Origin of the sequence: Sphingobium chlorophenolicum, from assembly GCF_000722875.1 — a bacterium.
Lineage (GTDB): Bacteria > Pseudomonadota > Alphaproteobacteria > Sphingomonadales > Sphingomonadaceae > Sphingobium > Sphingobium chlorophenolicum.
The window spans coordinates 1-649 of sequence record NZ_JFHR01000124.1; the positions used below are offsets into that span (position 1 = coordinate 1).

A 649-nucleotide genomic window follows, 5' to 3' on the forward strand; every position below is an offset into this window, starting at 1 on the left:
GCCGGGTTTTTGCTGGTACGATCAACGGCGGCGGCGCGATCGAGATCGAGGTGACACGCCGTTCCAATGAAAGCGCGCTTGCCAAGGTCGTGAAGATGGTGAGCGAAGCGGAGACGCAGAAGTCGCCGACGCAGCGCTTCACCGACCGGTTCGAACGGATCTTCGTGCCCGCCGTCCTGGTCCTGTCAGTGCTCCTGCTGTTCGCATGGGTGGTCGTCGACGAGCCGTTCCGCGACAGCTTCTATCGCGCGATGGCGGTGCTGGTGGCGGCAAGCCCGTGCGCGCTCGCGATCGCAACGCCGAGCGCGGTCCTGTCGGGCGTTGCCCGTGCAGCGCGGGGCGGCGTGCTCGTGAAGGGCGGTGCACCGCTCGAAAACCTCGGGTCGCTCAAAGCGATCGCTTTCGACAAGACGGGCACGCTGACCGAAGGTCGTCCGCGCATCACTGATGTCGTGCCCGTCGATGGCGCCGATGAAGGCGAGTTGCTGGCGCTGGCTGTCGCCGTCGAAGCGTTGAGCGACCATCCCCTGGCCCAAGCGATCGTCAAGGACGGCCGCGAACGTCTGAACGATCGTGCCGTGCCGACTGCCGGCGACCTCAAGAGCCTGACCGGTCGGGGCGTCACCGCGAGCGTGGATGGCGAGACGGT

Annotated in this window: 1 protein-coding gene; it reads left to right on the forward strand. The window is 66.7% G+C overall.

Annotation, left to right across the window (positions count from 1 at the left end; translation table 11 throughout):
• The coding region (locus tag BV95_RS22520) for an HAD-IC family P-type ATPase (RefSeq protein WP_037457600.1) at window positions 1-649 on the forward strand (649 nt) is incomplete at both ends.